Here is a 25476-nt window from a genome sequence, read left to right on the forward strand (position 1 = left end):
CGCTCAGCGGTACTTGGCGTCCGCAGCCTTGGCTGCAGCAATCTCACCCTCGTACCGGTCACCAACGGCCAGGAGCATGTCCTTGGTGAAGTACAGGTCGCCACGCTTTTCGCCGTGGTATTCGAAGATGTGCGTCTCGACGATCGAGTCCACCGGGCAGCTTTCTTCGCAGAAGCCGCAGAAGATGCACTTGGTCAGGTCGATGTCGTAGCGCGTGGTGCGGCGCGAACCGTCATCCCGCACTTCGGACTCGATGGTGATGGCCATGGCGGGGCACACGGCCTCGCAGAGCTTGCAGGCGATGCAGCGCTCTTCGCCGTTGTCGTAACGGCGCAGGGCATGCAGGCCGCGAAAACGCGGCGACAAGGGTGTCTTCTCTTCGGGGAACTGCACGGTCACCTTGCGGCGAAACGCATAGCGGCCCGTCAGGGCCATGCCCTTGAGCAGCTCCACGAGCATGAAGCTCTTGAAGAAATCCTTGAACGAGAAAGGTGCAGCAGCAGCAACAGCAACAGCAGTCATGTGTGTCCCCGCTTATTTCCAGATGTTCCACGGCGAGAGCAACCACCCGCCGACGATGAGCAGCCACACCAGGGTGACCGGAATGAAGATCTTCCAGCCCAGACGCATGATCTGGTCATAGCGAAAGCGCGGGAAGGTGGCGCGGATCCAGATGAACATGGACACCACGACGAAGGTCTTGATGCCAAGCCAGATCCAGCCCGGAATCCAGTTGAACAGCACGCTGTCGATGGGCGACAGCCAGCCGCCCAGGAACATCAGCGCCGCCAGGATGGACACCAGCCACATGCTGGCGTATTCGGCCAGGAAGAAGACCGCGAAGCCCATGCCCGAGTACTCGACCATGTGGCCGGCCACGATTTCGGCTTCGCCTTCAACCACGTCGAAGGGGTGGCGGTTGGTTTCGGCCACGCCGGAGATCAGGTACACCAGAAAGATCGGCAGCAGCGGCAGCCAGTTCCAGGACAGGAAGCTCAGCCCCATGTTGGCGGCCATGCCGCGGGACTGGGACATCACGATCTCGGTCAGGTTCATGCTGCCCGACACCATGATCACCACCAAGAAGCAAAAGCCCATGGCGATTTCGTAGCTCACCATCTGTGCCGAGGCGCGCAGCGCGCCCAGGAAGGCGTACTTGGAGTTCGATGCCCAGCCGGCGATGATCACGCCATAGACTTCGATGGAGGTAATCGCCATCACCAGCAGCAGGCCGGCATTGACGTTGGCCAGCGCCACATCGGGACCAAAGGGGATCGCCACCCAGGCAGCCAGGGCCGGCATGATGGCCATGAGCGGACCCAGCACGAACAGGCCCTTGCTGGCGGCCGCAGGCTGGATGATTTCCTTGGTCATCAGCTTCAGGCCGTCGGCCAGCGGCTGCAGCAGGCCCATGGGGCCGACCCGGTTGGGGCCGTGGCGCACCTGCATGAAACCGAGGAGCTTGCGCTCCCACAGCGTGAGGTAGGCCACCGCGCCCATCAGGGGCGCGACGATCACGACGATCTTGAGCAGGATCCACAGCACGGGCCAGGCCGCGCCCGTCCACCAGGCGAAGGGCAGGAGGTTCAGCCCGCCGTTGTACAGCGCGTCGATCATGCCGCCACTCCTTCACCGGCCGCCATGCGGGCATCGGCTGTCAATTGCAGCGAGGTGGCGCGGCGCACCAGGCCATCGAGCTGGTAAATCGAAGCGACTGCGGGCTCGGCCACGCTGGCCGCGCCTGCTGCGGGCGGGTGGCCCACGGCGTTGGACATTTGCTCGGCCGGCAGCATGGCCAGCTTGCCCGCCGGGGCGTTGGTGGCACGGGCCAGCACGTCCTGCGAGGTCTCGAAGTCGAAGCCCGGCACGCCGAGCACGTTGGCCAGTACGCGCAGCACCTTCCAGGCGGGGCGCGTGTCGCCCAGCGGGCGCACCACGGCGTGGAAGCTCTGCAGGCGCCCTTCGGCGTTGACAAAGCTGCCCGAGGTTTCGGTGAACGGCGCGATGGGCAGCAGCACGTCGCTGATGTCCATGTTGGCCTTGAAGGGGCTCAGGGTCACAACCATCTGCGCCTGGCCGATGGCGGCGCTGGCCTGGGCACCGTTGGCCGCGTCGAACGCGGGTTCGGTGTTGAGCAGCAGCACGGCCTTGAGGCCGCCGGCCAGCATCTGGCCTGCGTTCAGGCCGCTGCCCACTGGATGGGCGCCAGCGAACTGGGCACCCACGGTGTTGGCGGCTTCGGTGAGGTAGCCGACGGTGGCGCCGGTCTGCTCGCCGATCCAGTTGGCCAGGGCCAGCAGCGCTGCAGCCTGGCCGTGGTGCGCTGCGGCATTGCCCAGCAGCACGGCCTTGCGTTCACCACCCAGCAGCGAGCGGGCGATGGCCAGGCTGGCCTCGGAGGCTTCGGCTGCACCCTGGGGGGCGGCGACGTCCTTTTCCTGGGCGATGGCCGAGGCGATAGACCCGAGGGCTTGCACCCACTGGCTGGCGTTCTGCAGCAGTTGGTGCTTGATGGGCATGGCCCAGTCGCCCACGGAGGAGTCGACCACGCTCAGTTGGGCACCGTGGCGCACGGCATGGCGCACGCGCAGGGCGAACAGTGGATGGTCCTTGCGCAGGTTGGAGCCCACCACCAGCACGCGTTGCAGCGTGGACAGGGAGGCGATGGACGTGCCGAGCCAGCGAATGCCTTCGGGCGCCGCGAATTCGGCGTTGCGCAGGCGGTAGTCGATGCTGTCGCTGCCCAGGCCGCGCACCAGGGCGGAGGCCAGGTACAGCTCTTCGAGCGTGCTGTGCGGGCTGACCAGGGCGCCGATGCTGTTGGCACCGTGGTCGGCCTTGATGTTCTTCAGGCCATTGGCCACGTACTCGAGCGCGGTCTGCCAGTCGACGGCCTTCCAGACGCCGCCCTGCTTGAGCATGGGCTCCGTCAGGCGTTCGTCGCTGTTGAGCGATTCGTACGAAAAGCGGTCGCGGTCGGCGATCCAGCATTCGTTGACGGCTTCGTTCTCGAACGGCACCACGCGCATGACCTTGTGGTTTTTGACCTGAACGATGAGGTTGGCACCGGTGGAGTCGTGCGGGCTGACCGAGCGACGGCGCGACAGTTCCCAGGTGCGGGCGCTGTAGCGGAACGGCTTGCTGGTGAGCGCGCCCACGGGGCAGATGTCGATCATGTTGCCCGACAGCTCGGAGTCGATCGTATCGCCCACCACGGTGGTGATCTCGGAGTGCTCACCGCGGTGGATCATCCCGAGCTCCATCACGCCGGCCACTTCCTGGCCGAAGCGCACGCAGCGGGTGCAGTGGATGCAGCGACTCATCTCCTGCATGGAGATCAGCGGGCCCACGTCCTTCTGGAAGACCACGCGCTTTTCTTCCTCGTAGCGCGAGGAGGAGCCGCCATAGCCCACGGCCAGATCCTGCAGCTGGCACTCACCGCCCTGGTCGCAGATGGGGCAGTCCAGCGGGTGGTTGATGAGCAGGAATTCCATGACCGACTGCTGGGCCTTGATGGCCTTGTCGCTCTTGGTGCGCACGATCATGCCCTGCGTCACCGGCGTGGCGCAGGCGGGCATGGGCTTGGGTGCCTTTTCCACATCCACCAGGCACATGCGGCAGTTGGCAGCAATGGACAGCTTCTTGTGGTAACAGAAATGGGGAATGTAGGTGCCGGCCTTTTCGGCTGCATGCATCACCATGCAGCCTTCGGCGACTTCTACCTTCTGCCCGTCGAGTTCGATTTCAACCATATGCGTTTCTCGCGATCAGGCGGAGGCGGAAGCCTGGGGGGTCTTCTCTTGGCGGATCAGCGCTTCGAATTCCGGACGGAAGTGCTTGATCATGGCGCGCACCGGCATGGCCGCTGCGTCACCCAGTGCGCAGATGGTGCGCCCCTGGATGTTGTCTGCCACCGAATTGAGCAGGTTCAGGTCGCCATCGCGCCCCTGGCCGTGCTGGATCCGGTCGATCACGCGCCACATCCAGCCCGTGCCTTCGCGGCACGGCGTGCACTGGCCGCAGGATTCGTGCGAGTAGAAATAGGACAGGCGCAGCAGGCTCTCGACCATGCTGCGGGAGTCGTCCATCACGATGACGGCGCCCGAGCCCAGCATGGAGCCGGCCTTGGCGATGGAGTCGTAGTCCATCGTGCATTCCATGATGACGGACGCCGGCAGCACCGGCGAGGACGAGCCACCGGGAATCACCGCCTTGAGCTGGCGGCCCTTGCGCACGCCACCGGCGAGCTCGAGCAGCTTGGCGAACGGCGTGCCCATGGGCACTTCGTAGTTGCCGGGCTTTTCCACGTCGCCCGAGACCGAGAAGATCTTGGTGCCGCCGTTGTTGGGCTTGCCGCACTCAAGGTAGGCCTGGCCACCATTGCGGATGATCCACGGCACGGCCGCGAAGGTCTCGGTGTTGTTGATGGTGGTGGGCTTGCCGTACAGGCCGAAGCTGGCAGGAAACGGCGGCTTGAAGCGCGGCTGGCCCTTCTTGCCTTCGAGCGATTCGAGCAGCGCGGTTTCTTCGCCGCAGATGTAGGCACCGAAGCCGTGCGCCGCATGCAGCTGGAAGCTGAAATTGCTGCCCAGGATCTTGTCGCCCAGGTAGCCGGCGGCACGCGCCTCTTCGAGCGCTTCTTCGAAGCGGTCGTAGGTCTGGAAGATTTCGCCGTGGATGTAGTTGTAGCCCACGGAGATGCCCATCGCGTAGGCCGCGATGATCATGCCTTCGATGACGATGTGCGGATTGAACTGCAGGATGTCGCGGTCCTTGCAGGTGCCTGGCTCGCCTTCGTCGGAGTTGCACACCAGGTACTTCTGGCCGGGGAACGAGCGGGGCATGAAGCTCCACTTGAGGCCGGTGGGGAAGCCCGCACCGCCGCGGCCGCGCAGGCCCGATTCCTTGACGGTGGCGATCACCTGGTCCTGGGTGAGGCCTGCGCCTTCGCCCTGTGCCAGGATCTTGCGCAACGCTTCGTAGCCGCCGCGCGCTTCGTAGTCCTTGATGCCCCAGTTCGTGCCGTCGAGCCCCGCAACGATCTGTGGGTTGATGTGGCGGTCGTGGAAGCAGGTCTGCACGCCCGTGGCCTGGAACTGCGAGAGGATCTGTGCGGCGGTGGTCATGCTTGTCCTTCCGCAGCCTTGAGGCCGTCGACCAGCTGGTCGAGCTTGTCGTTGTCCATGAAGCTGCACATGGTGCGGTCGTTGACCAGCATCACGGGCGCATCGGCGCAGGCGCCCAGGCACTCGCACTGCTGCAGCGTGAACAGGCCGTCCGGCGTGGTCTCGCCCATGGTCACGCCGAGCTTCTTCTCGAGGTGGTGCAGCGCCTTCTGGCCGTCGCGCAGCTGGCAAGGCAGGTTGGTGCAGACGTTGAGCTTGTACTTGCCCGTCGGCTGCTGGTTGTACATGTTGTAGAACGTGGTCACTTCGTGCACCGCGATCTGGGCCATGCCCAGGTAGTCGGCGATCACGGCCTCACTCTGCACGCTGACCCAGCCCTGCTCCTGCTGCACGATGGCCAGGCAGGCCATCACGGCCGACTGCTTCTGCTCGGACGGGTACTTGGCGACTTCGCGCGCAAAACGGGCAAGGGTTGCCTCGGTGATGGCGGCGGTGCCAGCGGTCAGGTTCTTCGATTCGGTCGTACTCATCGGTCAATCTCCCCGAACACGATATCCATGGTGCCGATGATGGCCACGGCGTCGGCAATCATGTGGCCGCGGGCCATCTCGTCGAGCGTGGCCAGGTGCGCGAAGCCGGGCGCACGGATCTTCAGGCGGTAGGGCTTGTTGGCACCATCGCTGACCAGGTAGATGCCGAACTCACCCTTGGGATGCTCCACGGCGGCATAGGCTTCGCCCTCGGGCACGTGAAAGCCTTCGGTGAACAGCTTGAAATGGTGGATCAGCTCTTCCATGTTGGACTTCATGGATTCGCGGTCGGGCGCAGCCACCTTGTGGTTGTCGGTGATGACCGGGCCGGGGTTGGCGCGCAGCCAGTCCACGCACTGCTTGATGATGCGGTTGGACTCGCGCATTTCGTGCACGCGCACGAGGTAGCGGTCATAGCAGTCGCCCGTCTTGCCCACGGGCACGTCGAAGTCCATACGGTCGTAGACGTCGTAGGGCTGGGTCTTGCGCAGGTCCCATGCAATGCCGGAGCCACGGATCATGGGCCCGGTCATGCCCAGGTTCAGCGCGCGCTCGGGCGGCACCACGCCAATGCCCACGGTGCGCTGCTTCCAGATGCGGTTGTCGGTGAGCAGGGTCTCGTACTCGTCCACGCAGCCCGGGAAGCGCTGGGTGAAGTCGTCGATGAAGTCGAGCAGCGAACCCTTGCGGTTCTGGTTCATGGCCTCCAGGGCCTTGGCGTTCTTGATCTTGCTGACCTTGTACTGCGGCATGGAGTCCGGCAGGTCGCGGTAGACGCCGCCCGGACGGAAGTACGCCGCGTGCATGCGCGCGCCGGAGACGGCTTCGTACATGTCGAACAGGTCTTCGCGCTCGCGGAAGGTGTAGATCAGGATGGTGGAGCTGCCGCAATCGTTGCCGTGCGAGCCGAGCCACATCAGGTGGTTCAGCAAGCGCGTGATTTCGGAGAACATCACGCGGATGTACTGGGCGCGCTCGGGCACTTCCAGGCCCATCAGCTTTTCGATGGCCAGGCAGTAGGCGTGCTCGTTGCACATCATCGACACGTAGTCCAGGCGGTCCATGTAGGGCAGCGACTGGATGTAGGTCTTGTGCTCGGCCAGCTTTTCGGTGGCGCGGTGCAAGAGGCCGATGTGCGGGTCGGCGCGCTGGACGACTTCGCCGTCGAGCTCGAGCACCAGGCGCAGCACGCCGTGCGCTGCAGGGTGCTGCGGTCCGAAGTTCAGGGAATAGTTCTTGATTTCAGCCATGGTGGGTCACGTGGGGCGCGGGCGCCTTAGTGCAGGCCTCCGTACTTGTCTTCGCGGATGATGCGCGGCGTGATTTCGCGCGGCTCGATCGACACGGGCTCGTAGACCACCCGGCGCTGCTCTGCGTCATAGCGCATCTCGACATGGCCGGACAGCGGGAAGTCCTTGCGGAAGGGGTGGCCGATGAAGCCGTAGTCGGTCAGGATGCGGCGCAGGTCGTTGTGGCCGTCGAACACGATGCCGAACAGGTCGAACGCTTCGCGCTCGTACCAGTTGGCCGAGTTCCACAGGTCGGCCACCGAGGCCACCACCGGGAAATCGTCGTCGGCGCAGAACACCTTGACGCGCAGGCGCTGGTTCAGACTGACCGACAGCAGGTGCGACACCACGCAGTAGCGCGCGCCTTCGTTGACTTCGTCGGCGTAGGCCGAGTAGTCGACGCCGCACAGGTCGATCAGCTGCTCGAACTGGCAGCCGGGCGCATCGCGCAGCTGCTGCATGGCAGCAAGGTAATCGGCGGCGGAGACTTCGACGGTGACCTCACCGAGGGCCACGTGGATCTTGCGGACCTTGTCGCCCAGAACGGCGGCAACGGTGTCCTTGATTTTTTCAGGGCGAATGGCAACAGATGTCATCGTCAACCCTCAGACGCGCGCAATGGTGTTGGTGCGGCGGATCTTCTGCTGCAACTGGATGATGCCGTAGATCAGCGCCTCGGCCGTGGGGGGACAGCCGGGCACGTAGACATCCACGGGCACGATGCGGTCGCAACCGCGCACCACGGAGTAGCTGTAGTGGTAGTAGCCACCGCCATTGGCGCACGAACCCATCGACAGCACCCAGCGGGGCTCCGACATCTGGTCGTACACCTTGCGCAGGGCAGGCGCCATCTTGTTGCACAGCGTGCCGGCCACGATCATCAGATCGGACTGGCGGGGACTGGCACGGAACACTTCGGCACCGAAGCGGCCGATGTCGTAGCGGGCAGCCGCTGCGTGCATCATTTCGACCGCGCAGCAGGCCAGACCAAAGGTCATGGGCCACAGCGAACCGGTTTTGGCCCAATTCACCACGGAGTCATAGCTCGTGGTGATGAAGCCTTCCTTCATCACGCCTTCAATCATTGCATCAGTCCTTGTTGAAGCCCGCTGTCATTCCCAATCGAGGGCGCCTTTTTTCCACTCGTAGACAAAGCCCACGACGAGGATCGTCAGGAAAATCACCACAGCCACGAAACCGGCGGCACCCACCTCGTGCAGCGTGACCGCCCACGGGAAGAGGAACGCGATTTCGAGGTCGAACAGGATGAAGAGAATGGCGACGAGGTAATAGCGCACGTCAAACTTCATGCGCGCATCCTCGAAGGCTTCAAAGCCACACTCGTAGGGGGAATTCTTGGCGTCGTCCGGGCGATTGGGGCCCAGGACATATCCGATGGCAAGGGGAACAACGCCTACGGCGATGCCGACCAAGATGAACAAAAGGACGGGGAGGTACTGATCGAGGTTCATCTTGAGGATGTGCTCACCGCTGTAGCCTGGCCCGACATGGCCCTTGCTGGGTCATGTCGGGGAGGCCTTTGTTTTGGTGCCGTCGGCGAGACTCGAACTCGCACAGCTTTCGCCACTACCCCCTCAAGATAGCGTGTCTACCAATTTCACCACGACGGCTGGATGTATGTGCCTGGATGGCATGAGGAACCTTGCGGTTTTGGCTTTCCAGACAATCCAGAATTCTACTCCGTAAAAACCCTGCTCTGCGGTTCAGGGCCCAAATTAGTGCAGATTATTTGGTCGGGATCTGCGCCGCGCCAGAGGCCGGCACCACAGGCACAGGAATCGCCACAGGAGCGGCACCCGACGCAGCCGAGGCTGGCGCCGAAGAGGCTGCTGCAGGCGCTTCGAGCACGCTGCCGGAGCTGGCGGGCCGCGCGTTGCCGAAGTATGCCAGAGCCAGCGTGGCAGCGAAGAACACCGCTGCCAACACCGCCGTGGTGCGCGACAGGAAGTTGGCGCTGCCGCTGGCGCCGAACAGGCTGCCCGAGCTGCCGCTGCCGAAGGCAGCACCCATGTCGGCACCCTTGCCGTGCTGGATCAGGATCAACCCGATCATTACCAGGGCGGTGATCATCTGCACCGCCAGAACCACGTTCACGATCACATTCATTCTCTGTTTACTCCTGATTTGAATAGCTTCAGGCGCGGCCCGGACGGGCAGCACCAATGATCTGCAAGAAATCGACCGCCTTGAGCGAAGCACCGCCCACCAGGCCGCCATCGATGTCCGGCTGCGCCAGCAGTTCGGCCGCATTCGCAGCATTCATGCTGCCGCCATACAGCAGGTGGATGCGGTCGGCATGCTCGCTGGCCAGGGCCAACTGCGCACGCAGCACGGCATGCACCGCCTGCGCCTGCTCGGGCGATGCCGTGCGGCCCGTGCCGATGGCCCAGACGGGCTCATACGCCACCACGATTTCGCTGATGCAGTGGCCATTGAGGTGGATCACCGCGGCCAACTGCCGCTTGACGACGGCTTCGGTTTCACCCGCGTCGCGCTCTGCCAGGGTCTCGCCCACGCAGACGATGGGCGTGATGCCCAGCGCCAGCGCGCGCTGCGCCTTGATGGCCACGACGGCATCGGATTCGCCGTGGTACTGGCGGCGCTCCGAATGCCCCACCAGCACATAGCGCGCACCAAACTCCTTGAGCATGGCAGCCGACATTTCACCGGTGTAGGCCCCCTGCTCGTGCGCCGACACATCCTGCGCAGCCAGGGCCACACCCGAGCCGGCGACCAGCGCCTGCACCTGGGCCAGGTAAGGCGCGGGCACCGCCACGACCACATCGCACTGCGGCGCGGCCGAGGCCATGCCATCCTGCAATGCCTGGAGCAGCGCTTCGTTGGCGGCCAGGCCGCCGTTCATCTTCCAGTTGCCTGCGATGAGCTTCTTTTTCATGTTCACCACGTCAAAACAATCTTGCCAATGTGCTGGTTGGATTCCATCAGGGCATGCGCCTGGGCCGCATCGGCCGCTGCAAAGGTGCTGTGGATGACCGGGCGCACCGTACCGGCGGCCAGCAAGGGCCACACCTGCTCGCGCAGCGCGCGGGCAATGGCACCCTTGAAGGCCACAGAGCGCGGACGCAGGGTGGAGCCGGTGATGGTGAGCCTGCGGCGCAGCACCAGACCGGCGTTGATCTCGCTCTTGACCCCGCCCTGCACGGCGATGATGACGATGCGGCCATCCTCGGCCAGGCACTCGACTTCGCGCGCGACATAGCTGCCCGCGACCATGTCCAGCACCACGTCGACACCCTTGCCGTCGGTGATGCGCTTGGCCTCCACCACAAAGTCCTGCGACTTGTAGTTGATGGCATGGTGCGCCCCCAGGTCCAGGCAGGCCTGGCACTTGTCGTCGCTGCCCGCCGTGGCGATCACCGTGGCACCGAAGGCGCGCGCCAGCTGAATGGCGGTGACGCCGATGCCGCTGGTGCCGCCCTGCACCAGCAGGCTTTCACCCGCCTGCAGGCGGCCACGGTCAAAGACGTTGCTCCACACCGTGAAGAAGGTCTCAGGCAGCGAGGCAGCCTCGATATCGCTGAACCCGGCAGGCACCGGCAGGCACTGCTCGGCCGGCGCCACGCACCATTGCGCGTAGCCACCACCGGCCACGAGCGCGCAGACACGGTCGCCAATGGCCAGGCCCGAAAGGGCCAGCGCATCGGCGTCCCCCGCTTCCACCACACCCGCCACCTCGAGACCGGGAAGGTCGGAGGTGCCGGGCGGGGGCGCGTAATGGCCCATGCGTTGCAGCACGTCGGGGCGGTTGATGCCGCTGGCGCCCACTCGGATCAGCAGCTCGCCCGCACCCGGCACGGGCACGGGGCGCTCACCGAGGCGCAAGACCTCAGGCGCGCCGAACGAGGAAATCTCCACCGCTTGCATAGGAAGGTCCGTGGTTGATGGCATGGAAATCACCAGTCCCGACCACCGCCCGCAGGAGGCCGCTGCAAGCGGCCCACCCGATGGCGGCAGCCAAGGCGATGGATCAGCCGTTCACCTGACCGGAAGCACCATCCGATGGCAGCGACTGTTGTTGCTGCTGCTGCTGCTGGTCGGCTGGCTGGCGATCACGGCTCTGGTCGCGGCGGGGTTCACGGTCACCACGCTCCTGGGGAGCTGGGCGATCGCTGAATCCACCACCCGCAGGGCGGTCGGCCAAAGCCTTCATGGACAGCTTGACGCGGCCCTTTTCGTCGGTTTCCATGACCTTGACCTTGACGATCTGGCCTTCGGTCAGGTAGTCGCCGACGCGCTCGACGCGCTCGTGCGCGATCTGGCTGATGTGCAGCAGGCCATCCTTGCCGGGCAGCAGGTTGATCAGGGCGCCGAAGTCCAGGATCTTGGTCACAGGGCCTTCGTAGATCTTGCCGATTTCGACTTCGGCCGTGATCTGCTCGATGCGGCGCTTGGCCTCGTCGGCCTTGGCATTGTCGGTGGCGGCGATGGTGATGGTGCCATCTTCCTCGATGTTGATCTGGCAGCCGGTCTCTTCGGTCAGCGCACGGATCACGGAGCCGCCCTTGCCGATCACGTCACGGATCTTCTCGGGGTTGATCTTCATCGTGTAGAGCTTGGGCGCGAAGTTGGACACTTCGGTCTTGGCTTCGCCCATGGCTTCCTGCATCTTGCCCAGGATGTGGATGCGCGCTTCCTTGGCCTGGGCCAGGGCGACCTGCATGATTTCCTTGGTGATGCCCTGGATCTTGATGTCCATCTGCAGCGCGGTGATACCGGCGGTGGTACCAGCGACCTTGAAGTCCATGTCGCCCAGGTGATCTTCATCGCCCAGGATGTCGGTCAGCACGGCAAAGCGGTTGGCGTCCTTGATCAGGCCCATGGCGATACCGGCCACGTGCGCCTTCATGGGCACGCCGGCATCCATCATCGACAGGCAGCCGCCGCAGACCGAAGCCATGGACGAGGAGCCGTTGGATTCGGTGATTTCCGACACCACGCGCATGGTGTAGGGGAATTCTTCCTTGGTGGGCAGCACGGCCATCAGGGCACGCTTGGCCAGGCGGCCGTGGCCGATTTCGCGGCGCTTGGTCGAGCCCATGCGGCCCACTTCGCCGGTGGCGAAGGGAGGCATGTTGTAGTGCATCATGAAGCGGTCTTCGTACTCGCCAGCCAGGGCGTCGATGCGCTGGGCATCGCGCTCGGTACCCAGCGTGGTCACGACCAGCGCCTGGGTTTCGCCGCGCGTGAACAGGGCCGAGCCGTGGGCACGGGGCAGCACGCTGTTGCGGATCTCGATGGGGCGCACGGTGCGCGTGTCGCGGCCGTCGATGCGGGGCTCGCCGGCCAGGATCTGGCTGCGCACCAGGCGCGCTTCGATGTCGAACAGCATGCCTTCGACCTTGACGGCGTCGAATTCCACGTCTTCGGCCTTGAGGCCAGCCATCACGGCAGCGTAGGCTTCGCGGCAGGCTTGCGTGCGGCTTTGCTTGTTGCGGATCTGGTAGGCGGCGGCGAGCTTCTCGTCGGCCAGGGCACCGACCTTGGAGATCAGGGCTTCGTCCTTGGCGGGGGCTTGCCACGTCCATGCGGGCTTGCCAGCATCACGCACCAGGTCGTGGATGGCGTTGATGGCGACATTGCCCTGCTGGTGGCCGAACACCACGGCGCCGAGCATGATTTCTTCAGACAGCTGCTGGGCTTCGGATTCCACCATCAGCACGGCGGCTTCGGTGCCGGCGACCACGAGGTCCATCTGCGAGCCCTTGCGCGCGGTCTGGCCGGGGTTCAGCACGTATTCGCCATTGATGTAGCCCACGCGCGCGGCGCCGATGGGGCCGGTGAACGGGATGCCGGAGATGGCCAGGGCGGCGCTGGTGGCAATCAGGGCGGCGATGTCGGCGTCGACTTCGGGGTTCAGCGACACGGTGTGGATCACCACGTGCACTTCGTTGAAGAAGCCTTCGGGGAACAGCGGGCGGATCGGGCGGTCGATCAGGCGGCTGGTCAGCGTTTCGTGCTCGCTGGGCTTGGCTTCGCGCTTGAAGAAGCTGCCGGGGATCTTGCCTGCGGCGTAGGTCTTCTCGATGTAGTCCACCGTCAGGGGGAAGAAGTCCTGGCCGGGCTTGGCCGACTTGGAAGCCACCACGGTGGCCAGCACCACGGTGTCGTCGATGTTCACCAGCACGGCGCCGGAGGCCTGGCGGGCGATTTCGCCCGTTTCCATGATGACGGTCTTGTCACCCCATTGGAAGGTCTTGGTGACTTTGTTGAAAATGCTCATGTTCAGCTCCTTTTGTTGTAGCTGGCAGCACAGTGCCAGCCTGGCGTGGAGGGCAATTCAGAACACGATGCCATTCCAGCGGACCTGCCCCTGCGCACGGCGGCGGCAGGCCCGTTGGAATGACACAGCTTCGCTCTGTTTTGCGGCTCCGAAGTAAAAAACGCCTGAGCTAGCGGACTAACCCAGGCGTTTTGGCATGCAATGGGGATTACTTGCGCAGACCCAACTTGGCGATCAGGGCGGTGTAGCGGTCAGCGTCCTTGGCCTTGAGGTAGTCCAGCAGCTTGCGACGACGGCTCACCATGCGCAGCAGGCCGCGGCGACCGTGGTGGTCCTTGGCATGCGTCTTGAAGTGAGGGGTCAGTTCGTTGATGCGGGCCGTCAGCAGGGCCACTTGCACTTCTGGGCTACCAGTATCGTTGGCAGCACGGGCGTTGGCCTTGACGACTTCGGCCTTGATGGAGGATGCGATCATTACTTTTTCCTTGGATTGAGGCCCCAGGCAGACAGCCGAAGACCCCGGTTTTTACTTGCGCCACCCGCTGGAAAGGCCGGTGGCGTGCGTCTTGCACCATGCAAAACCCTCGGATTATAGCCTGCGCCTCGGCAAATCGGTCTTTTTGGGCTTGCCGAACCCCCATGGGTGCGCCCAGAATGCATTCCATCGCAGAGGTACAGCGCGCCCGAACCTCACGGATCGCGCAAAAGCAAGCGACAAAACACCAGCAAGTGCAACAGAAAGCGTGGAACACCAAGCGCATGCGATGGGCCGCTCGACAATCCCGAAGGCAGCGCCTGTGCCTTTCAGGACACAGCCCCCGGCCGCTCGTCCCGGCTTCCATGCCACTGGTCAGTACGCAATGGTCACGTCACATCCGGTCACCTAATATGAAAATCATGAAAGCACCGCCCTCCTTCCATTCGCCTGGACTACGCGCCCTTCGGGGGGTTGCACGCGCCAGCGCAGGGTTCACAGCCATTGAACTCATGGTGGTGGTGGCCATCGTGGCTGTACTGACCGCACTCGCAGCACCGAGCTTCACTCCGCTGATCGAGCGGTGGCGTGTTCGCGAGGCTGCAGAAAGCATCACCGCATCCGTCTACCTTGCACGCTCGGAAGCCATCAAGCGGGGCGGCAATGTCGTCATCCTCAAAAACAATAGCACAGCCCCGACATGCAATAACGGCACAGGACCGACGCAATGGGGATGCGGCTGGATTGTCTTCCTTGATGTCGATGCAGACGGCACGCAGGATGCCTGCGTAGCCACAGCGACACCCAATGAGTGCTCCATTCAGACAGTCACGGCTCCCACCCGGGTGGCGGTGACCCTGGCAGGGAATGTCAACGGGAAGATTGTGATCGATCGCTGGGGCATGGCATCTCACGCCGGCAGCGGCAGCACCGCGCCAACCAACATGTTTTTTGCCATTGCCCCCCAGGGCAAGACGATGACCGACCCTAGCGCAGCACGCCTGTGCGTTGGCATGGGCGGCCGCATTGTCCGCAAGAAAGGGAGCGAGACATGCTGAGCACCCGACTCACACAGAAATTCGCGCAGGTTACAGCTCCAGACTTCGCCAACACTGCGTGTGGCCACAGAGGATATTCCATGCACTCCGCCAATGTTCAGCACAAGAATTCACAGCGTGGCGTGAGCCTGATTGAGTCGCTCGTCGCCATAGTCGTCATGTCCCTGGGCATTCTGGGAATTCTGGGCGTGCAGATGCGCACCCTGGCAGATACACAGACCAGCGTGCGCAGAGCCCAGGCAATACGCCTGATCGAAGACCTGAGCGAGCGCATGAAGGTCAATCCCAGCGCCCTGGGCAGCATGGCCAGTTACACCACTGCCTGGAGCACCACACCCACCTCCCCAGCGGACTGCAAGACCACGGCCTGCAATAGCGGCCAGCTCGCGGTCTATGACTTGGCGCAGTGGAAGCAGTCGGTCAAAAACACCCTCCCCAGTGCCGATGCCAATGTCTTTGTGGTTGCCGACGAGACCGACGCCGCCAACCGCAGACAGCTGGGGGTGATGATCAGTTGGCGTGAAAACGAGCGCGACAACAGTGCGGACTATAAAGATCCGCTGGCGACATCCAGCACGGGGGCGGCCGCCGTCCTGTGCCCTGCCGGCAGCACCTGCCACCTTCAGTATGTTCAGCTGAACGCTCGTTGCGCTCCTTACACGCTGGACGCAACGCCCCAATTTTTCTGCCCGGCGTCCAAAACCTAGTCCACACAGCCAGGAAACTGTTTTGCCAACGCACCCCGCACAGAGAACTTCCACATGACTTCCAACCACCCTACAGCCATGGATTGCAGGCCCCACCGCGTGGCGGCCACCCCAGAATGGATGTCACGGCAATCCCAGCGCGGCGTCACACTCATTGAGCTGCTGGTCGGTATCACCATTGGCCTGATGACGATTGCTGTGGCCATTGGCTCGCTCATGGTGTCACGTGGCGTCTCAGGCACCGTCAGCGATGCCAGCCAGTTGCAGCAACAGGCGGCCTATACATTTCGCGTCCTGGGCCAGCAGTTGCGACAAGCGGGCTCGCTGCGCTTGAATCTGGCAGCACAGAAGCAGGCCACCGCCAGCATTGACGTGGCTGACCCCGTGGCCTTTGAAACAAAGTCCACTGATTTCGACCCCTCGATCAACACACTGTCAGGCAAGGATTCGCCCACCAGCAGCGAATTCAAGCTGGCCGTTGGCTACCGCAATTACACGGAAGCACTGTACCCAGCAGCCGCCGAGGCATCTCTGTTCCGAAACTGCCTGGGACAGCAGGATGCCGCAAAACCCACCCTGATCCAAAGCCAGTTCGCCCTGGACACCACCACCAATGAACTGATGTGCGCGGGATCCGACGGAACCCGGCAAGCCATTATTCAAAATGTGGCCGACTTCCAGGTCCGCTATCTGGTGCAAACAGATGCGGCACTGGGCCTCCCTCGAATCCAGTATGTCAATGCGACCACTGCCAATGCCGACTGGTCTCGGGTGTTTGGCGTGGAGGTCTGCATCTCCCTGTACGGCACGGAAAATATCGACATGCCGGCTGGCAGCACTTACAAGAATTGCGACGGCACCACCAATGTCGATATGACGACATTGCTTGCCCCGAGGAAGAATCGCCTGCACATGACTTTCCGCAATGTGTACCAATTGCGCAGCCAGGGCCTGACGGGCTGAAGCCACAGAGAGATATTCCATGCAACGCATGTCCACTTCCCACCCTCCTCGCCAGCGCGGCATATCGCTGTTCATCGTGATTGTTCTGGTGATGCTGTCGGCACTGCTGGCTCTTTGGGGCTCGCGAACATCTCTGTTCAACGAAATGATCGTAGGCAACGATGCGGATTACCAACGCGCCTTCGAAGCAGCCCAGGCCTTGATACAGGACGCCGAATTCGATATCCGGGGCGAACGCTCTGACGGCACGCCCTGCGTACCCGACGGCGGCAACGCCGAGGTATGCAGGGTTCCGAACGTGGTGGTCAACCCGGTCTGGATTCCAGCCGAGGACAAGGAAACCGGCGACCTGCTGGCAGAACTCGACAAAGCCACTACCAAGTGCGTCAAAGGCCTGTGCCTCAAGCGAGTTACCAACCAGGATTTCTGGAACGATAAGCCCACTTTGACCGTCATGATGGTCAATGGCGTCGGCGCACGTTATGGCCAGTTCACCGGCGCCAAAGGCGGCAGCGCCAGCAACCCCATTCTCAAGCTCAACCAGCCTAGTGACAGCCCCACCCAAGGCGGATGGTACTGGGTAGAGGTCATGCCATACGACGCCAACGCAGGAAATTCTGGGCTTATTACCAACAGCGATGCCAATCTAGCGCTCAACCTGACCCCCAACGTCGCATACCGAATCACTGCAGTAGCGCATGGCCTGAAGCCGAGCACCAAGGTCGTACTCCAATCCACTTTTGTACGGCAGAAGATCAAGAATTGAATGGAAATACTATGAAAAACAATCCTATTTTCAAGAAGACCATTTTATACGCCGTTATTGGCTCGATATGCGCACCCTATGCAGCCTTTGCAGCCCCACTGGACCTGTCGCAGCTACCACCGGGTTCGGTGGCCATTCCACCAACGCCCAATGTCTTGGTGACCGTTGACGATTCTGGAAGCATGGGTGACAGAATTGCCGGAAATGGCACCCCTGTGAAAATGGCCGAACTAAAAAAGGCCCTTGATGAAGTCTTTAAAGACAAATTGTTGTTGCCAGATGGAAAAATCCGGCTCGCCTGGCAGGTAATGTGGAACAACGGTAACGCGCCCGGTGCAGGTAGCCTGACAGCTGGAAACATCAACTCCATGAAAATTCTGGATGAAACGCATCGCAACAATTTTTTAGCTTTCGCTGCCGGCCTCACACCCAATAATGGTACGCCTTCGCACAAGATGATGAAGCGCGCGTACGATTACATGAAGACCCCCAAAGGCATTAACAGTCCGTGGGCATCCAAGCCAGGCGTTGAGGAACTGCCATACATAGGCTGTCGCCGGGCTTATCAGATTTTCATGACAGACGGCGCCTGGAACGGCTATGCCAACTCCGAGCTGCCGGGGCAAATAGACAATAACAACATCAACCTTCCCGATTCTACAGTCTACGATATAACATCCAGCCAAACCAACGTTTATAGAGGCGCACTTCAAGATCTTCTGGCCGATTGGGCCATGAAGATGTGGTCAGAGGATTTACAGCCAACCATTGCAAATGACTTAAAACCCAGCACAACCGATGGTGTTTTGGCAACGGAGACACTTGGCGGCGTAACACTTCAAAGGTATTGGAATCCAAAGCACAACCCCGCCACTTGGCAACATCTGGTTCAATATACGATTGGGTACGGCCAGGATGCATATTCTTGGCCCAGCGCTCCTAAGTGGTCATCCATGGATGATGACAATTATGGTGCAGGCGGCGACTATGCAAAACTAGTTGGAGGAACTGTACTTTGGTCACCCACCACGTTCGGCAACCTGAACGCGAACAACCCTGCGGAACTGTGGCACATGGCCATCAACAGCCGGGGCAAGTTCTACCCCACAGGCCCAGGACGCAAATACGATTTAAAAGAGGCATTCCGCAATATTCTGGAGAACATCAATCTGCAGAACACTGCTGACGTGGCCACAATGGGTGCGAGCGCAAGCACGAATGTCCGCACTGATGTCAGCCGTTTTGTCGCGGGCTTTGAGCCCAAGAAATGGTCTGGATACGTGTACGCAGATAATATCAGCACCACAGGCACTGTTAGCCCAGATTCTGGGTGGGGAGTCAATACCGGCCTGCCAGCCCCTAAAGACCGTAAAACCACGGCACAAAAACTCGATGCACTAGCATCGGTCAACAGCCGGGTCATTCTCACAACCAACGACCTGACCGAGCAAGGGGTTTCATTTGAGTGGGAGACCGGCGTGACCAAGTTGAGTGCGGCCCAAAAACTCCTGCTGGATTCAGGTAGCGTTGGGGAAGACCGGGTCAACTTCCTGCGAGGCGATCGAACCAAGGAAGGAGGCTCGGGGACCACGCCATTCCGCGTGCGGGATTCTCGCCAGGGGGATATCGTTAATTCAAGCGTCTGGTATACCGCCTCGCCATCCAGCAATTATCCCCACAAGGGTTACAAGACTTTTACGGCCTCGAACAGAAACCGCCTGCCCATGATTTACGTGGGTGGCAATGACGGCATGCTGCATGGATTTTCTGCAGTCGATGGCGAAGAGAAAATCGCATATATTCCGAAAGCAGTCATCCCAGAATTGTACAAACTCAGCGACCCCAGCTACGCGCACCGCGCCTATGTGGATGGCTCGCCATTTACCGGGGATGTCGATGTTGCAGACAAATCGGTGCCCGGATACAGCCCCGATTGGCGCACCATGCTGGTGGGAAGCTTGGGAGCCGGAGGCAAAGGCTATTTTGTACTGAATGTGACGCAACCTGGCAGCAAGGATGGCACCGTTACCTCCGATTTCACCACCGCAAAGGCAGCCAGCGCGGTGGTTCTGGACAGGACCTTGCATCCCAGCGCGCCGTTGACAGCAGGTAGTGACGATGAAGACATCGGCCATATCTTCGCGCCGCCGGTCATGGATGACGTCAACCCATTCAGGACAACCCAGGTCGCACTGATGAACGACGATCGCTGGGCCGTGGTGATGGGCAATGGCTACAACAGCAAGAATGAACGCCCCGTGCTGCTCATTCAGTACCTGGATGGCAACAAGGCTCTGAAAAAGATTGTGGCCACTGGCTCCCAAGTCGTTAGTAGCCCGGTCAACGCCGTAACGGACACCAACGTGCTGGCCAACGGACTGTCAGCCCCCAAACTGCTGGACTTCAACAGCGACGGCAAGGTGGATGTGGCCTACGCTGGCGACCTGAAGGGTAACCTCTGGAAGTTCGACCTGACCAGCAAGACTGCCTCTGACTGGAAAGTGGCAGAATTTGGCGGCAGTTCCAAGCCCCTGTTCGTTGCGACCTATATCGATGGCAAGCGGCAACCGATCTCAGCCCCTCCCATTGTCAAAGCCAATGACCGTGGCGTGGGCGGTGTGATGGTGGCCTTCGGGACAGGCGTTAATGTCACCGATGCCCATCGCATCAGCACAGAAGTACAAAGCATTTACTCCATACACGACAACACCAAGTACAAGCAGGCCGCCGACGGCACCCTGGTGGTGAACACGGTAACCAGCGATAACGGAGTCGTCCCGGTGGACGTTAGCGGCCGCACCAACTTGGTCAAGCAGGAAATGGAAACAGGCGCCACAGGCATTGCGGGCGGCGGGGTGAATGCAGACCAGCGCTTTTGGAAAATGAGCGACAACGCCGTCAATTACGACAAGACCAAAGGCACCGTGAACCAAGGCTGGTACTTCGACTTCCAAGTCAGCAGTGAACGTGTGCTCAAGCCAATGAGCTTCTTTGACGGCAGCAACAACCTCATGGTGTGGTCCGTCACACCCGCCTACGGAGGCAACGCCACCGGCGCGGAATCCTGTGAGCCAGCCGGTACTGCCGAGAAAGCCTACCTGACCTTGCTCAACATCATGGATGGAAAGCGGCCTAGCGTGCAGGTGATGGATACCAATGGGGATGGCATCTACAATAAGGCAAGCGACGGGCTCACATCGAGAATGACCATTGACCCGGGTGCGTCCAGCGCTACCACTGGGAAAAAGACCATTTCGATCAAGGGCGCGGGGAACAACAAGAACAAGGAACTGGCCCGGATGCCCGAACAGCCCATGCGACCTAGCTGGCGCCAACTGCAATAATTGAATGCAATACCAAGGAGGGCTGCCGTCTATGCGTCACCAAAACAACAAGGGCTTCACGCTGATTGAGCTCATGATCGTTGTAGCAGTCGTTGGTATCCTGACCGCGATCGCGATACCCAGCTACAGTGAGTACATTCGGCGTGGGCATCGCGCCGATGCGCGAGCTGGTTTGCTCCAGGCTGCACAGTGGCTAGAACGTGCTTCTACAGCGACGGGGGTTTATCCGACGACCATCCCGGCGAGCATGACATGGGCTGCTGATCCATCCAAGCGCTACGATATCTCCATCGGGGGCCCCGCTACCGCGTCCAACTACACCCTGACGGCAACTCGCAGAGCGGGATCGTCACAGGCCACAGACAAGTGCGGAAACCTGACACTCAACCAGGCAGGCGTAAAAGGCATGGCGACGGGAACCTTCACCCCGACAACCCTCACCCCGGCCGACTGCTGGAACAAGTGACCCCGCCACCATCTAACGAGCGCCGCATGCGCTAGCATGCACGCCACCATGGCGACCTCTTCGGAACATCAGCACACCACCCAAGCGCTTGAGTTAGCCACTCAGGCGCTTTGTCTTTCCAACCCCAACCCCCGCGTGGGCTGTGTGATCACGTCCCCCGACGGCCAGGTCCTCGGCCAGGGCTTCACCCAACTGGCCGGCGGCCCGCATGCCGAGGTCATGGCGCTGCGCGACGCGGCCGCCCGGGGCAATGAGGTGCGCGGAGCGATTGCCTACGTCACGCTCGAGCCCTGCTCGCACCAGGGCCGCACGGGGCCCTGCTGCGACGCCCTGATCGGTGCCGGCGTCGGCAAGGTGGTGGCCTCCCTGGCCGACCCCAACCCGCTGGTCTCGGGCCAGGGCTTCGCGCGCCTGCGCACTGCCGGGGTGGATGTCGTCGTGGGCCCTGGGGCCAAGGAGTCGCGCGAACTCAACATCGGCTTTTTCAGCCGCATGCTGCGCGGTACGCCCTGGGTCCGCATCAAGACGGCAGCCTCCCTGGATGGCACCACCGCGCTGGCCAACGGGCAGAGCCAGTGGATCACCTCGCCCGCAGCCCGCGCCGATGGCCATGCCTGGCGTTCCCGCGCCTGCGCCGTGCTCACCGGCATAGGCACGGTGCTCGATGACGACCCGCGCCTGGACGTGCGCGAGGTCGCCACGCCGCGCCAGCCGCACCTGGTGATCGTGGACAGCCAGTTGCAAACCCCGCTGGAGGCCCGCCTTTTCTCCGTGCCGGGCCGCACCTGCCTCATTTACACCGCAAGCGACGATGCCGCGAAAAAAGCGGCCCTGGAGGGCCGAGGGGCCACGGTGATCCACCTGCCCAACCCACAGGGCAAGGTGGACCTGCGCGCCATGCTCAAGGACCTGGGCCAACGCAGCGTTAACGAACTGCATGTGGAGGCGGGCCACAAGCTCAATGGGTCCTTTCTGCGTGAAGGGCTGGTGGATGAAATGCTGCTCTATCTGGCCCCCCGGCTGCTTGGACCGGGCCTGGGTATGGCCCAGACCACGCCCTTGCACACCCTGGCGGATGGCACCGCGCTCGAATACGTTTCGGTGGAGCGTATCGGGCCCGATCTGCGAATCGTGGCACGGGTACAGGGGCGCGATAGCTTCTGAGCAGCCGAACCCATCGGCCCATACCCGGCCCTGCGCACCAAAACAGCCCAGCACCACCCCGGTGACGCACGCCACATGCTGGCGCATTTTTTGCTTATTTTTGGTGCATTCATTGCATCCTGCAGTGAAACGCACCAAAACAGATCAAACAAACGCGTGGAGATGGTATGGAAGCACTCAAACAGGGCACGGACGCCTTGTTCATTCTGCTCGGGGCAATCATGGTGCTGGCCATGCATGCCGGGTTCGCCTTTCTGGAGCTGGGCACGGTCCGCAAGAAGAACCAGGTGAATGCCCTGGTCAAGATCCTGGTGGACTTCTCCGTGTCCACCGTGGTGTACTTTGTGGTGGGCTACAGCGTGGCCTACGGCACGCATTTCTTCGTGGGGGCAGACACCCTGGTCCAGCAAAGCGGCTATTCGCTGGTCAAGTTCTTCTTTCTGCTCACCTTCGCAGCGGCCATTCCGGCCATTGTGTCGGGCGGTATTGCCGAACGCGCCAAGTTCTGGCCGCAGCTCATGGCCACGGCCATCATCGTCGGCTTCGTCTACCCCTTCTTCGAGGGCATCGCGTGGAACCAGCACTTCGGCGTGCAGGCCTGGATCAAGTCGTTGACCGGCGAAGAGTTCCATGACTTCGCGGGCTCGGTCGTGGTCCACGCCGTGGGCGGCTGGATCGCCCTGCCCGCCGTGGTGCTGCTCGGCTCGCGCGCCAACCGCTACCGCAAGGATGGCGCCATCTCGGCCCACCCGCCATCAAACATCCCCTTCCTGGCCCTCGGGGCCTGGATCCTGGTGGTCGGCTGGTTCGGCTTCAACGTGATGAGCGCGCAGACCGTGGACAAGCTCTCGGGCCTGGTGGCGGTCAACTCGCTGATGGCCATGGTGGGCGGCACGCTGGCCGCCCTAGTGCTGGGCAAGAACGACCCGGGCTTCGTGCACAACGGCCCTCTGGCCGGCCTGGTGGCGGTGTGCGCGGGCTCCGACTTGATGCACCCGCTGGGCGCGCTGGTCACAGGCGCCATTGCCGGCACCATCTTTGTGCTGCTGTTCACGCTGACGCAGAACAAATGGAAGATCGACGACGTGCTCGGCGTCTGGCCCCTGCATGGGCTGTGCGGCACCTGGGGCGGCCTGGCGGCGGGCATCTTCGGCAGCAAGGCCCTGGGCGGCCTCGGCGGGGTGGCCTTCAGCGCGCAGCTGATCGGCACCACCCTGGGCGTGGTCTGGGCGGTCCTGGGCGGGTTGGTGGTCTACGGCGCCCTCAAGGCCACCGTGGGCCTTCGGCTGTCGCAGGAAGAGGAATTCGACGGCGCCGACCTCTCCATCCACAAGATCAGCGCCACGCCGGACCGCGAAGTGAGCTGGTAAGCAGCGACCGGGCGGCGGCACCGTTCACACAGCGTTACGTTTCGGCGCACCGTCCGACAGCGGCGACTGGGGCGGCGGGATATACCTTCTGTAGTATCCAGAAAGTCCCCTCCAATGCCAGCCCCCATCGCTCTCAAAGACCTTGCCACCACCGCCCGCTATGGCTGGATGGGGCTGGTCGCCACACTCGCGGTGGCCGTGATCACCGGTTGCGCTGGGTTGCCCCAGGACGTGGATCGCCCCGAATCCACCGCCCTCGCCTCCCCTGCCGGCACGCCGCTGGGGCAATTGGTGGAGGCCAACCGCCAGGCGGCGGCAGGTCGTTCCCCTTCGGGCTTTCTGCTGCTGGGCGGGCCCCAGGCGGCCTACAGCAGCCGCCTGGCACTGGTGGAAGCGGCAAAGAAGACACTGGACCTGCAGTACTACGCCATCCACGCCGATGCCAGCACCGAGCGCCTGCTCAAGGGCGTGGTGTCGGCCGCCCAACGCGGGGTCAGGGTCAGGGTGCTGCTCGATGACTTTCACAGCGCCGGGCGCGATGCGCAGGTCATGCGCCTGGCCTTCGTGCCCAACATCGAGATGCGCATGTTCAACCCGCTCACCGGCGCGCGCGGCTCCTCGCTGGGGCGCATGTTCAGCGCCGTGGCCGACTTTTCGCGCGCGCAGCAGCGCATGCACAACAAGCTCTTCATCGCCGACAACGCCATGGGCGTCACCGGCGGGCGCAACCTGGGCGACGCCTACTTCGGCAACGCCGATGCCGGCAACTTCGTCGACCTGGACGTGCTGGCCGCCGGGCCCATCGTGCAGGACCTCTCGCGCAGCTTCGACCACTACTGGAACAACCAGCGCGCCTACCCCGTGCAGTCCCTGGTCACGCGCGAGGAACTGGACACCATGCGCAGCCAGTACGAGGCGGCCGACGTTGCCGAACGGGAACGCGAGGTGGCCCTTGACACCACGCCACCGCCCCCTGCCGCCAGCGCGCCAGCCCCGGGCCAGGACGACCCTGGCGGTGTTGGCGCCCAGCGCAGCCGCATCTGGGACTACCAGCCCATGGACCTGGGCGCCGTGTCCTTTGTCTGGGCACCGGCTGTGGTGCTGGTTGACCAACCCGCCAAGATCCCGGCCGAAGGCGTCGCCGCCCCTCCATCTCCCGACGCAGCACCTGCCAGCGGATCCAATGCCCGGCAGGCCGCGCGCATCGCCCCTCCTGCAGGGGGCGTGGCCGCCAACGGCACTGCAGCCCTCCCGTCCACCGACGCAGCCGATGCCGGTGAGGGCGACACGGTGGTGGACGGCCTGCTGCATTTGATGGGCCAGGCCCGGCGCGAATTGCTCATCGTCTCGCCCTACTTCGTGCCCGGCCCCGACATGAAGCAGGCCTTTGCCCAGGCCCGCCAACGTGGCGTTCGTGTGCGGGTGCTCACCAACTCGCTGGCGTCCAACGACGCCCCCATAGCCCATGCCGGCTATGCCCGGCACCGGCCGGAGTTGCTGGCCATGGGGGTGGAGCTGTACGAAATGCGCAGCGAGCTCACCGGCCTGGGCAGTGCCTTCGGCAGCCCGGGCGGCTCATCGGGCCGCAGCGGCTCTTCGCCCACCGGCTCGGTGGGCAGCTCGCGCGCCATGCTGCACTCCAAACTGCTGGTGATGGATGGCCGCCTGGTCGCCATCGGCTCCATGAACCTCGATATGCGCTCGCAAAAGCAGAACACCGAGATCGCGTTGCTGATCCGCAGCACCGAGCTGTCCCGGCGCATCACCACGCGGCTGGAACCGGCCCTGGGCGAACTGGCGTGGCGCGTGGAACTGCAGCAGCCGGGCGGCCAGTTGCTGTGGCATGCGCCACAGGGCAGCGGCCTGCAGGACAGCACTACCGAGCCCGATGCCAGCGCGCCGCTGCGCCTGCTGCTGCAACTGCTCGGCCCGCTCGCCCCGGACCACCTGTTGTGA

23 protein-coding genes and 1 tRNA gene are annotated in these 25476 nt (G+C 62.9%); 9 read left to right on the plus strand and 15 right to left on the minus strand.

Going from position 1 to position 25476, the window contains the following annotated elements:
* Positions 1-3: 3 nt before the first annotated feature.
* The 15 genes from nuoI to rpsO all read right to left on the minus strand — a co-directional run bounded on the left by nuoI (position 4) and on the right by rpsO (position 13682).
* Positions 4-522 (minus strand): NADH-quinone oxidoreductase subunit NuoI, encoded by a 519-nt coding sequence (nuoI, locus tag ACSQ3Y_RS26155; RefSeq protein WP_436179346.1) that lies wholly within the window; start codon positions 520-522, stop codon positions 4-6.
* Positions 523-534: 12 nt separating this feature from the next.
* Complete coding sequence (nuoH, locus tag ACSQ3Y_RS26160) at positions 535-1617, minus strand: NADH-quinone oxidoreductase subunit NuoH (RefSeq protein WP_057267899.1); 1083 nt, start codon at positions 1615-1617, stop codon at positions 535-537.
* Positions 1614-3752: an NADH-quinone oxidoreductase subunit NuoG gene (gene nuoG / locus ACSQ3Y_RS26165; protein WP_436179347.1), complete on the minus strand. Its 2139-nt coding sequence runs from the start codon at positions 3750-3752 to the stop codon at positions 1614-1616. Before nuoG ends, nuoH begins: the two co-directional genes overlap by 4 nt.
* Before the next feature lie 15 nt (positions 3753-3767).
* A complete protein-coding gene (nuoF, locus tag ACSQ3Y_RS26170) occupies positions 3768-5126 on the minus strand; it encodes an NADH-quinone oxidoreductase subunit NuoF (RefSeq protein ID WP_057202181.1) in 1359 nt (452 codons plus the stop codon).
* Complete coding sequence (gene nuoE / locus ACSQ3Y_RS26175) at positions 5123-5656, minus strand: NADH-quinone oxidoreductase subunit NuoE (protein WP_436179348.1); 534 nt, start codon at positions 5654-5656, stop codon at positions 5123-5125. The genes nuoF and nuoE overlap by 4 nt, the downstream gene beginning before the upstream one ends.
* On the minus strand, positions 5653-6906 hold the full coding sequence (locus tag ACSQ3Y_RS26180) for an NADH-quinone oxidoreductase subunit D (RefSeq protein ID WP_057202179.1): 1254 nt from the start codon (positions 6904-6906) through the stop codon (positions 5653-5655). The genes nuoE and ACSQ3Y_RS26180 overlap by 4 nt, the downstream gene beginning before the upstream one ends.
* 26 nt (positions 6907-6932) lie before the next feature.
* Entirely contained in the window at positions 6933-7541 is a 609-nt protein-coding gene (locus ACSQ3Y_RS26185) for an NADH-quinone oxidoreductase subunit C (RefSeq protein ID WP_057202178.1), read from the minus strand.
* Between the two features lie 9 nt (positions 7542-7550).
* Positions 7551-8030 (minus strand): NuoB/complex I 20 kDa subunit family protein, encoded by a 480-nt coding sequence (locus ACSQ3Y_RS26190; RefSeq protein WP_007849129.1) that lies wholly within the window; start codon positions 8028-8030, stop codon positions 7551-7553.
* 27 nt (positions 8031-8057) lie between these two features.
* Positions 8058-8417 (minus strand): NADH-quinone oxidoreductase subunit A, encoded by a 360-nt coding sequence (locus tag ACSQ3Y_RS26195; RefSeq protein ID WP_057202177.1) that lies wholly within the window; start codon positions 8415-8417, stop codon positions 8058-8060.
* A gap of 74 nt (positions 8418-8491) precedes the next feature.
* Positions 8492-8576 (minus strand) — tRNA-Leu (locus tag ACSQ3Y_RS26200).
* A gap of 115 nt (positions 8577-8691) precedes the next feature.
* Complete coding sequence (gene secG / locus ACSQ3Y_RS26205; protein ID WP_057202176.1) at positions 8692-9072, minus strand: preprotein translocase subunit SecG; 381 nt, start codon at positions 9070-9072, stop codon at positions 8692-8694.
* Between the two features lie 28 nt (positions 9073-9100).
* Complete coding sequence (tpiA, locus tag ACSQ3Y_RS26210; protein ID WP_436179349.1) at positions 9101-9862, minus strand: triose-phosphate isomerase; 762 nt, start codon at positions 9860-9862, stop codon at positions 9101-9103.
* Positions 9863-9864: 2 nt separating this feature from the next.
* Positions 9865-10851, minus strand: a complete 987-nt coding sequence (locus ACSQ3Y_RS26215) for an NAD(P)H-quinone oxidoreductase (protein WP_436179350.1) — start codon at positions 10849-10851, stop codon at positions 9865-9867.
* A 103-nt stretch (positions 10852-10954) separates the two neighbouring features.
* The gene (pnp, locus tag ACSQ3Y_RS26220; RefSeq protein WP_436179351.1) at positions 10955-13207 is read right to left on the minus strand and encodes a polyribonucleotide nucleotidyltransferase; all 2253 of its coding nucleotides are present in this window, start codon (positions 13205-13207) and stop codon (positions 10955-10957) included.
* A gap of 208 nt (positions 13208-13415) precedes the next feature.
* A complete protein-coding gene (gene rpsO / locus ACSQ3Y_RS26225) occupies positions 13416-13682 on the minus strand; it encodes a 30S ribosomal protein S15 (protein WP_005793232.1) in 267 nt (88 codons plus the stop codon).
* 413 nt (positions 13683-14095) lie between these two features.
* On the opposite strand from rpsO, the gene ACSQ3Y_RS26230 reads away from it, so the two are divergent.
* The 9 genes from ACSQ3Y_RS26230 (at position 14096) to ACSQ3Y_RS26270 (ending at position 25476) form a co-directional block, all read left to right on the plus strand.
* Positions 14096-14740 carry a GspH/FimT family pseudopilin gene (locus tag ACSQ3Y_RS26230; RefSeq protein ID WP_436179352.1) on the plus strand — a complete coding sequence of 215 codons (645 nt, stop codon included), beginning with the start codon at positions 14096-14098 and terminating at the stop codon, positions 14738-14740.
* A gap of 80 nt (positions 14741-14820) precedes the next feature.
* Positions 14821-15447, plus strand: a complete 627-nt coding sequence (pilV, locus tag ACSQ3Y_RS26235; RefSeq protein ID WP_436179353.1) for a type IV pilus modification protein PilV — start codon at positions 14821-14823, stop codon at positions 15445-15447.
* Between the two features lie 54 nt (positions 15448-15501).
* Positions 15502-16410 carry a PilW family protein gene (locus ACSQ3Y_RS26240; protein WP_436179354.1) on the plus strand — a complete coding sequence of 303 codons (909 nt, stop codon included), beginning with the start codon at positions 15502-15504 and terminating at the stop codon, positions 16408-16410.
* A gap of 19 nt (positions 16411-16429) precedes the next feature.
* Positions 16430-17176, plus strand: a complete 747-nt coding sequence (locus ACSQ3Y_RS26245) for a pilus assembly PilX family protein (RefSeq protein ID WP_436179355.1) — start codon at positions 16430-16432, stop codon at positions 17174-17176.
* 11 nt (positions 17177-17187) lie between these two features.
* Positions 17188-20520 (plus strand): pilus assembly protein, encoded by a 3333-nt coding sequence (locus tag ACSQ3Y_RS26250; protein ID WP_436179356.1) that lies wholly within the window; start codon positions 17188-17190, stop codon positions 20518-20520.
* A 31-nt stretch (positions 20521-20551) separates the two neighbouring features.
* Positions 20552-20986, plus strand: a complete 435-nt coding sequence (locus tag ACSQ3Y_RS26255; RefSeq protein ID WP_436180175.1) for a type IV pilin protein — start codon at positions 20552-20554, stop codon at positions 20984-20986.
* A gap of 36 nt (positions 20987-21022) precedes the next feature.
* Positions 21023-22150 carry a bifunctional diaminohydroxyphosphoribosylaminopyrimidine deaminase/5-amino-6-(5-phosphoribosylamino)uracil reductase RibD gene (ribD, locus tag ACSQ3Y_RS26260; protein ID WP_436179357.1) on the plus strand — a complete coding sequence of 376 codons (1128 nt, stop codon included), beginning with the start codon at positions 21023-21025 and terminating at the stop codon, positions 22148-22150.
* A 167-nt stretch (positions 22151-22317) separates the two neighbouring features.
* Entirely contained in the window at positions 22318-23520 is a 1203-nt protein-coding gene (locus ACSQ3Y_RS26265) for an ammonium transporter (RefSeq protein ID WP_436179358.1), read from the plus strand.
* 114 nt (positions 23521-23634) lie between these two features.
* Positions 23635-25476 carry a phospholipase D family protein gene (locus ACSQ3Y_RS26270; protein WP_436179359.1) on the plus strand — a complete coding sequence of 614 codons (1842 nt, stop codon included), beginning with the start codon at positions 23635-23637 and terminating at the stop codon, positions 25474-25476.

The organism is Acidovorax sp. LjRoot66 (genome assembly GCF_964253305.1).
Lineage (GTDB): Bacteria > Pseudomonadota > Gammaproteobacteria > Burkholderiales > Burkholderiaceae_C > Acidovorax.

Coding starts and splice junctions, on each gene's coding strand:
- secG (WP_057202176.1), bottom strand. CDS start 9,072: ATGAATGTGATCGTGAACGTGGTTCTGGCGGTGCAGATGATCACCGCC.
- nuoI (WP_436179346.1), bottom strand. CDS start 522: ATGACTGCTGTTGCTGTTGCTGCTGCTGCACCTTTCTCGTTCAAGGAT.
- nuoE (WP_436179348.1), bottom strand. CDS start 5,656: ATGAGTACGACCGAATCGAAGAACCTGACCGCTGGCACCGCCGCCATC.
- ACSQ3Y_RS26195 (WP_057202177.1), bottom strand. CDS start 8,417: ATGAACCTCGATCAGTACCTCCCCGTCCTTTTGTTCATCTTGGTCGGC.
- nuoH (WP_057267899.1), bottom strand. CDS start 1,617: ATGATCGACGCGCTGTACAACGGCGGGCTGAACCTCCTGCCCTTCGCC.
- pilV (WP_436179353.1), top strand. CDS start 14,821: ATGCACTCCGCCAATGTTCAGCACAAGAATTCACAGCGTGGCGTGAGC.
- ACSQ3Y_RS26215 (WP_436179350.1), bottom strand. CDS start 10,851: ATGCAAGCGGTGGAGATTTCCTCGTTCGGCGCGCCTGAGGTCTTGCGC.
- ACSQ3Y_RS26240 (WP_436179354.1), top strand. CDS start 15,502: ATGACTTCCAACCACCCTACAGCCATGGATTGCAGGCCCCACCGCGTG.
- nuoF (WP_057202181.1), bottom strand. CDS start 5,126: ATGACCACCGCCGCACAGATCCTCTCGCAGTTCCAGGCCACGGGCGTG.
- ACSQ3Y_RS26255 (WP_436180175.1), top strand. CDS start 20,552: ATGCGTCACCAAAACAACAAGGGCTTCACGCTGATTGAGCTCATGATC.
- rpsO (WP_005793232.1), bottom strand. CDS start 13,682: ATGATCGCATCCTCCATCAAGGCCGAAGTCGTCAAGGCCAACGCCCGT.
- tpiA (WP_436179349.1), bottom strand. CDS start 9,862: ATGAAAAAGAAGCTCATCGCAGGCAACTGGAAGATGAACGGCGGCCTG.
- ACSQ3Y_RS26180 (WP_057202179.1), bottom strand. CDS start 6,906: ATGGCTGAAATCAAGAACTATTCCCTGAACTTCGGACCGCAGCACCCT.
- ACSQ3Y_RS26185 (WP_057202178.1), bottom strand. CDS start 7,541: ATGACATCTGTTGCCATTCGCCCTGAAAAAATCAAGGACACCGTTGCC.
- nuoG (WP_436179347.1), bottom strand. CDS start 3,752: ATGGTTGAAATCGAACTCGACGGGCAGAAGGTAGAAGTCGCCGAAGGC.
- ACSQ3Y_RS26245 (WP_436179355.1), top strand. CDS start 16,430: ATGCAACGCATGTCCACTTCCCACCCTCCTCGCCAGCGCGGCATATCG.
- pnp (WP_436179351.1), bottom strand. CDS start 13,207: ATGAGCATTTTCAACAAAGTCACCAAGACCTTCCAATGGGGTGACAAG.
- ACSQ3Y_RS26265 (WP_436179358.1), top strand. CDS start 22,318: ATGGAAGCACTCAAACAGGGCACGGACGCCTTGTTCATTCTGCTCGGG.
- ribD (WP_436179357.1), top strand. CDS start 21,023: ATGCACGCCACCATGGCGACCTCTTCGGAACATCAGCACACCACCCAA.
- ACSQ3Y_RS26250 (WP_436179356.1), top strand. CDS start 17,188: ATGAAAAACAATCCTATTTTCAAGAAGACCATTTTATACGCCGTTATT.
- ACSQ3Y_RS26230 (WP_436179352.1), top strand. CDS start 14,096: ATGAAAATCATGAAAGCACCGCCCTCCTTCCATTCGCCTGGACTACGC.
- ACSQ3Y_RS26190 (WP_007849129.1), bottom strand. CDS start 8,030: ATGATTGAAGGCGTGATGAAGGAAGGCTTCATCACCACGAGCTATGAC.
- ACSQ3Y_RS26270 (WP_436179359.1), top strand. CDS start 23,635: ATGCCAGCCCCCATCGCTCTCAAAGACCTTGCCACCACCGCCCGCTAT.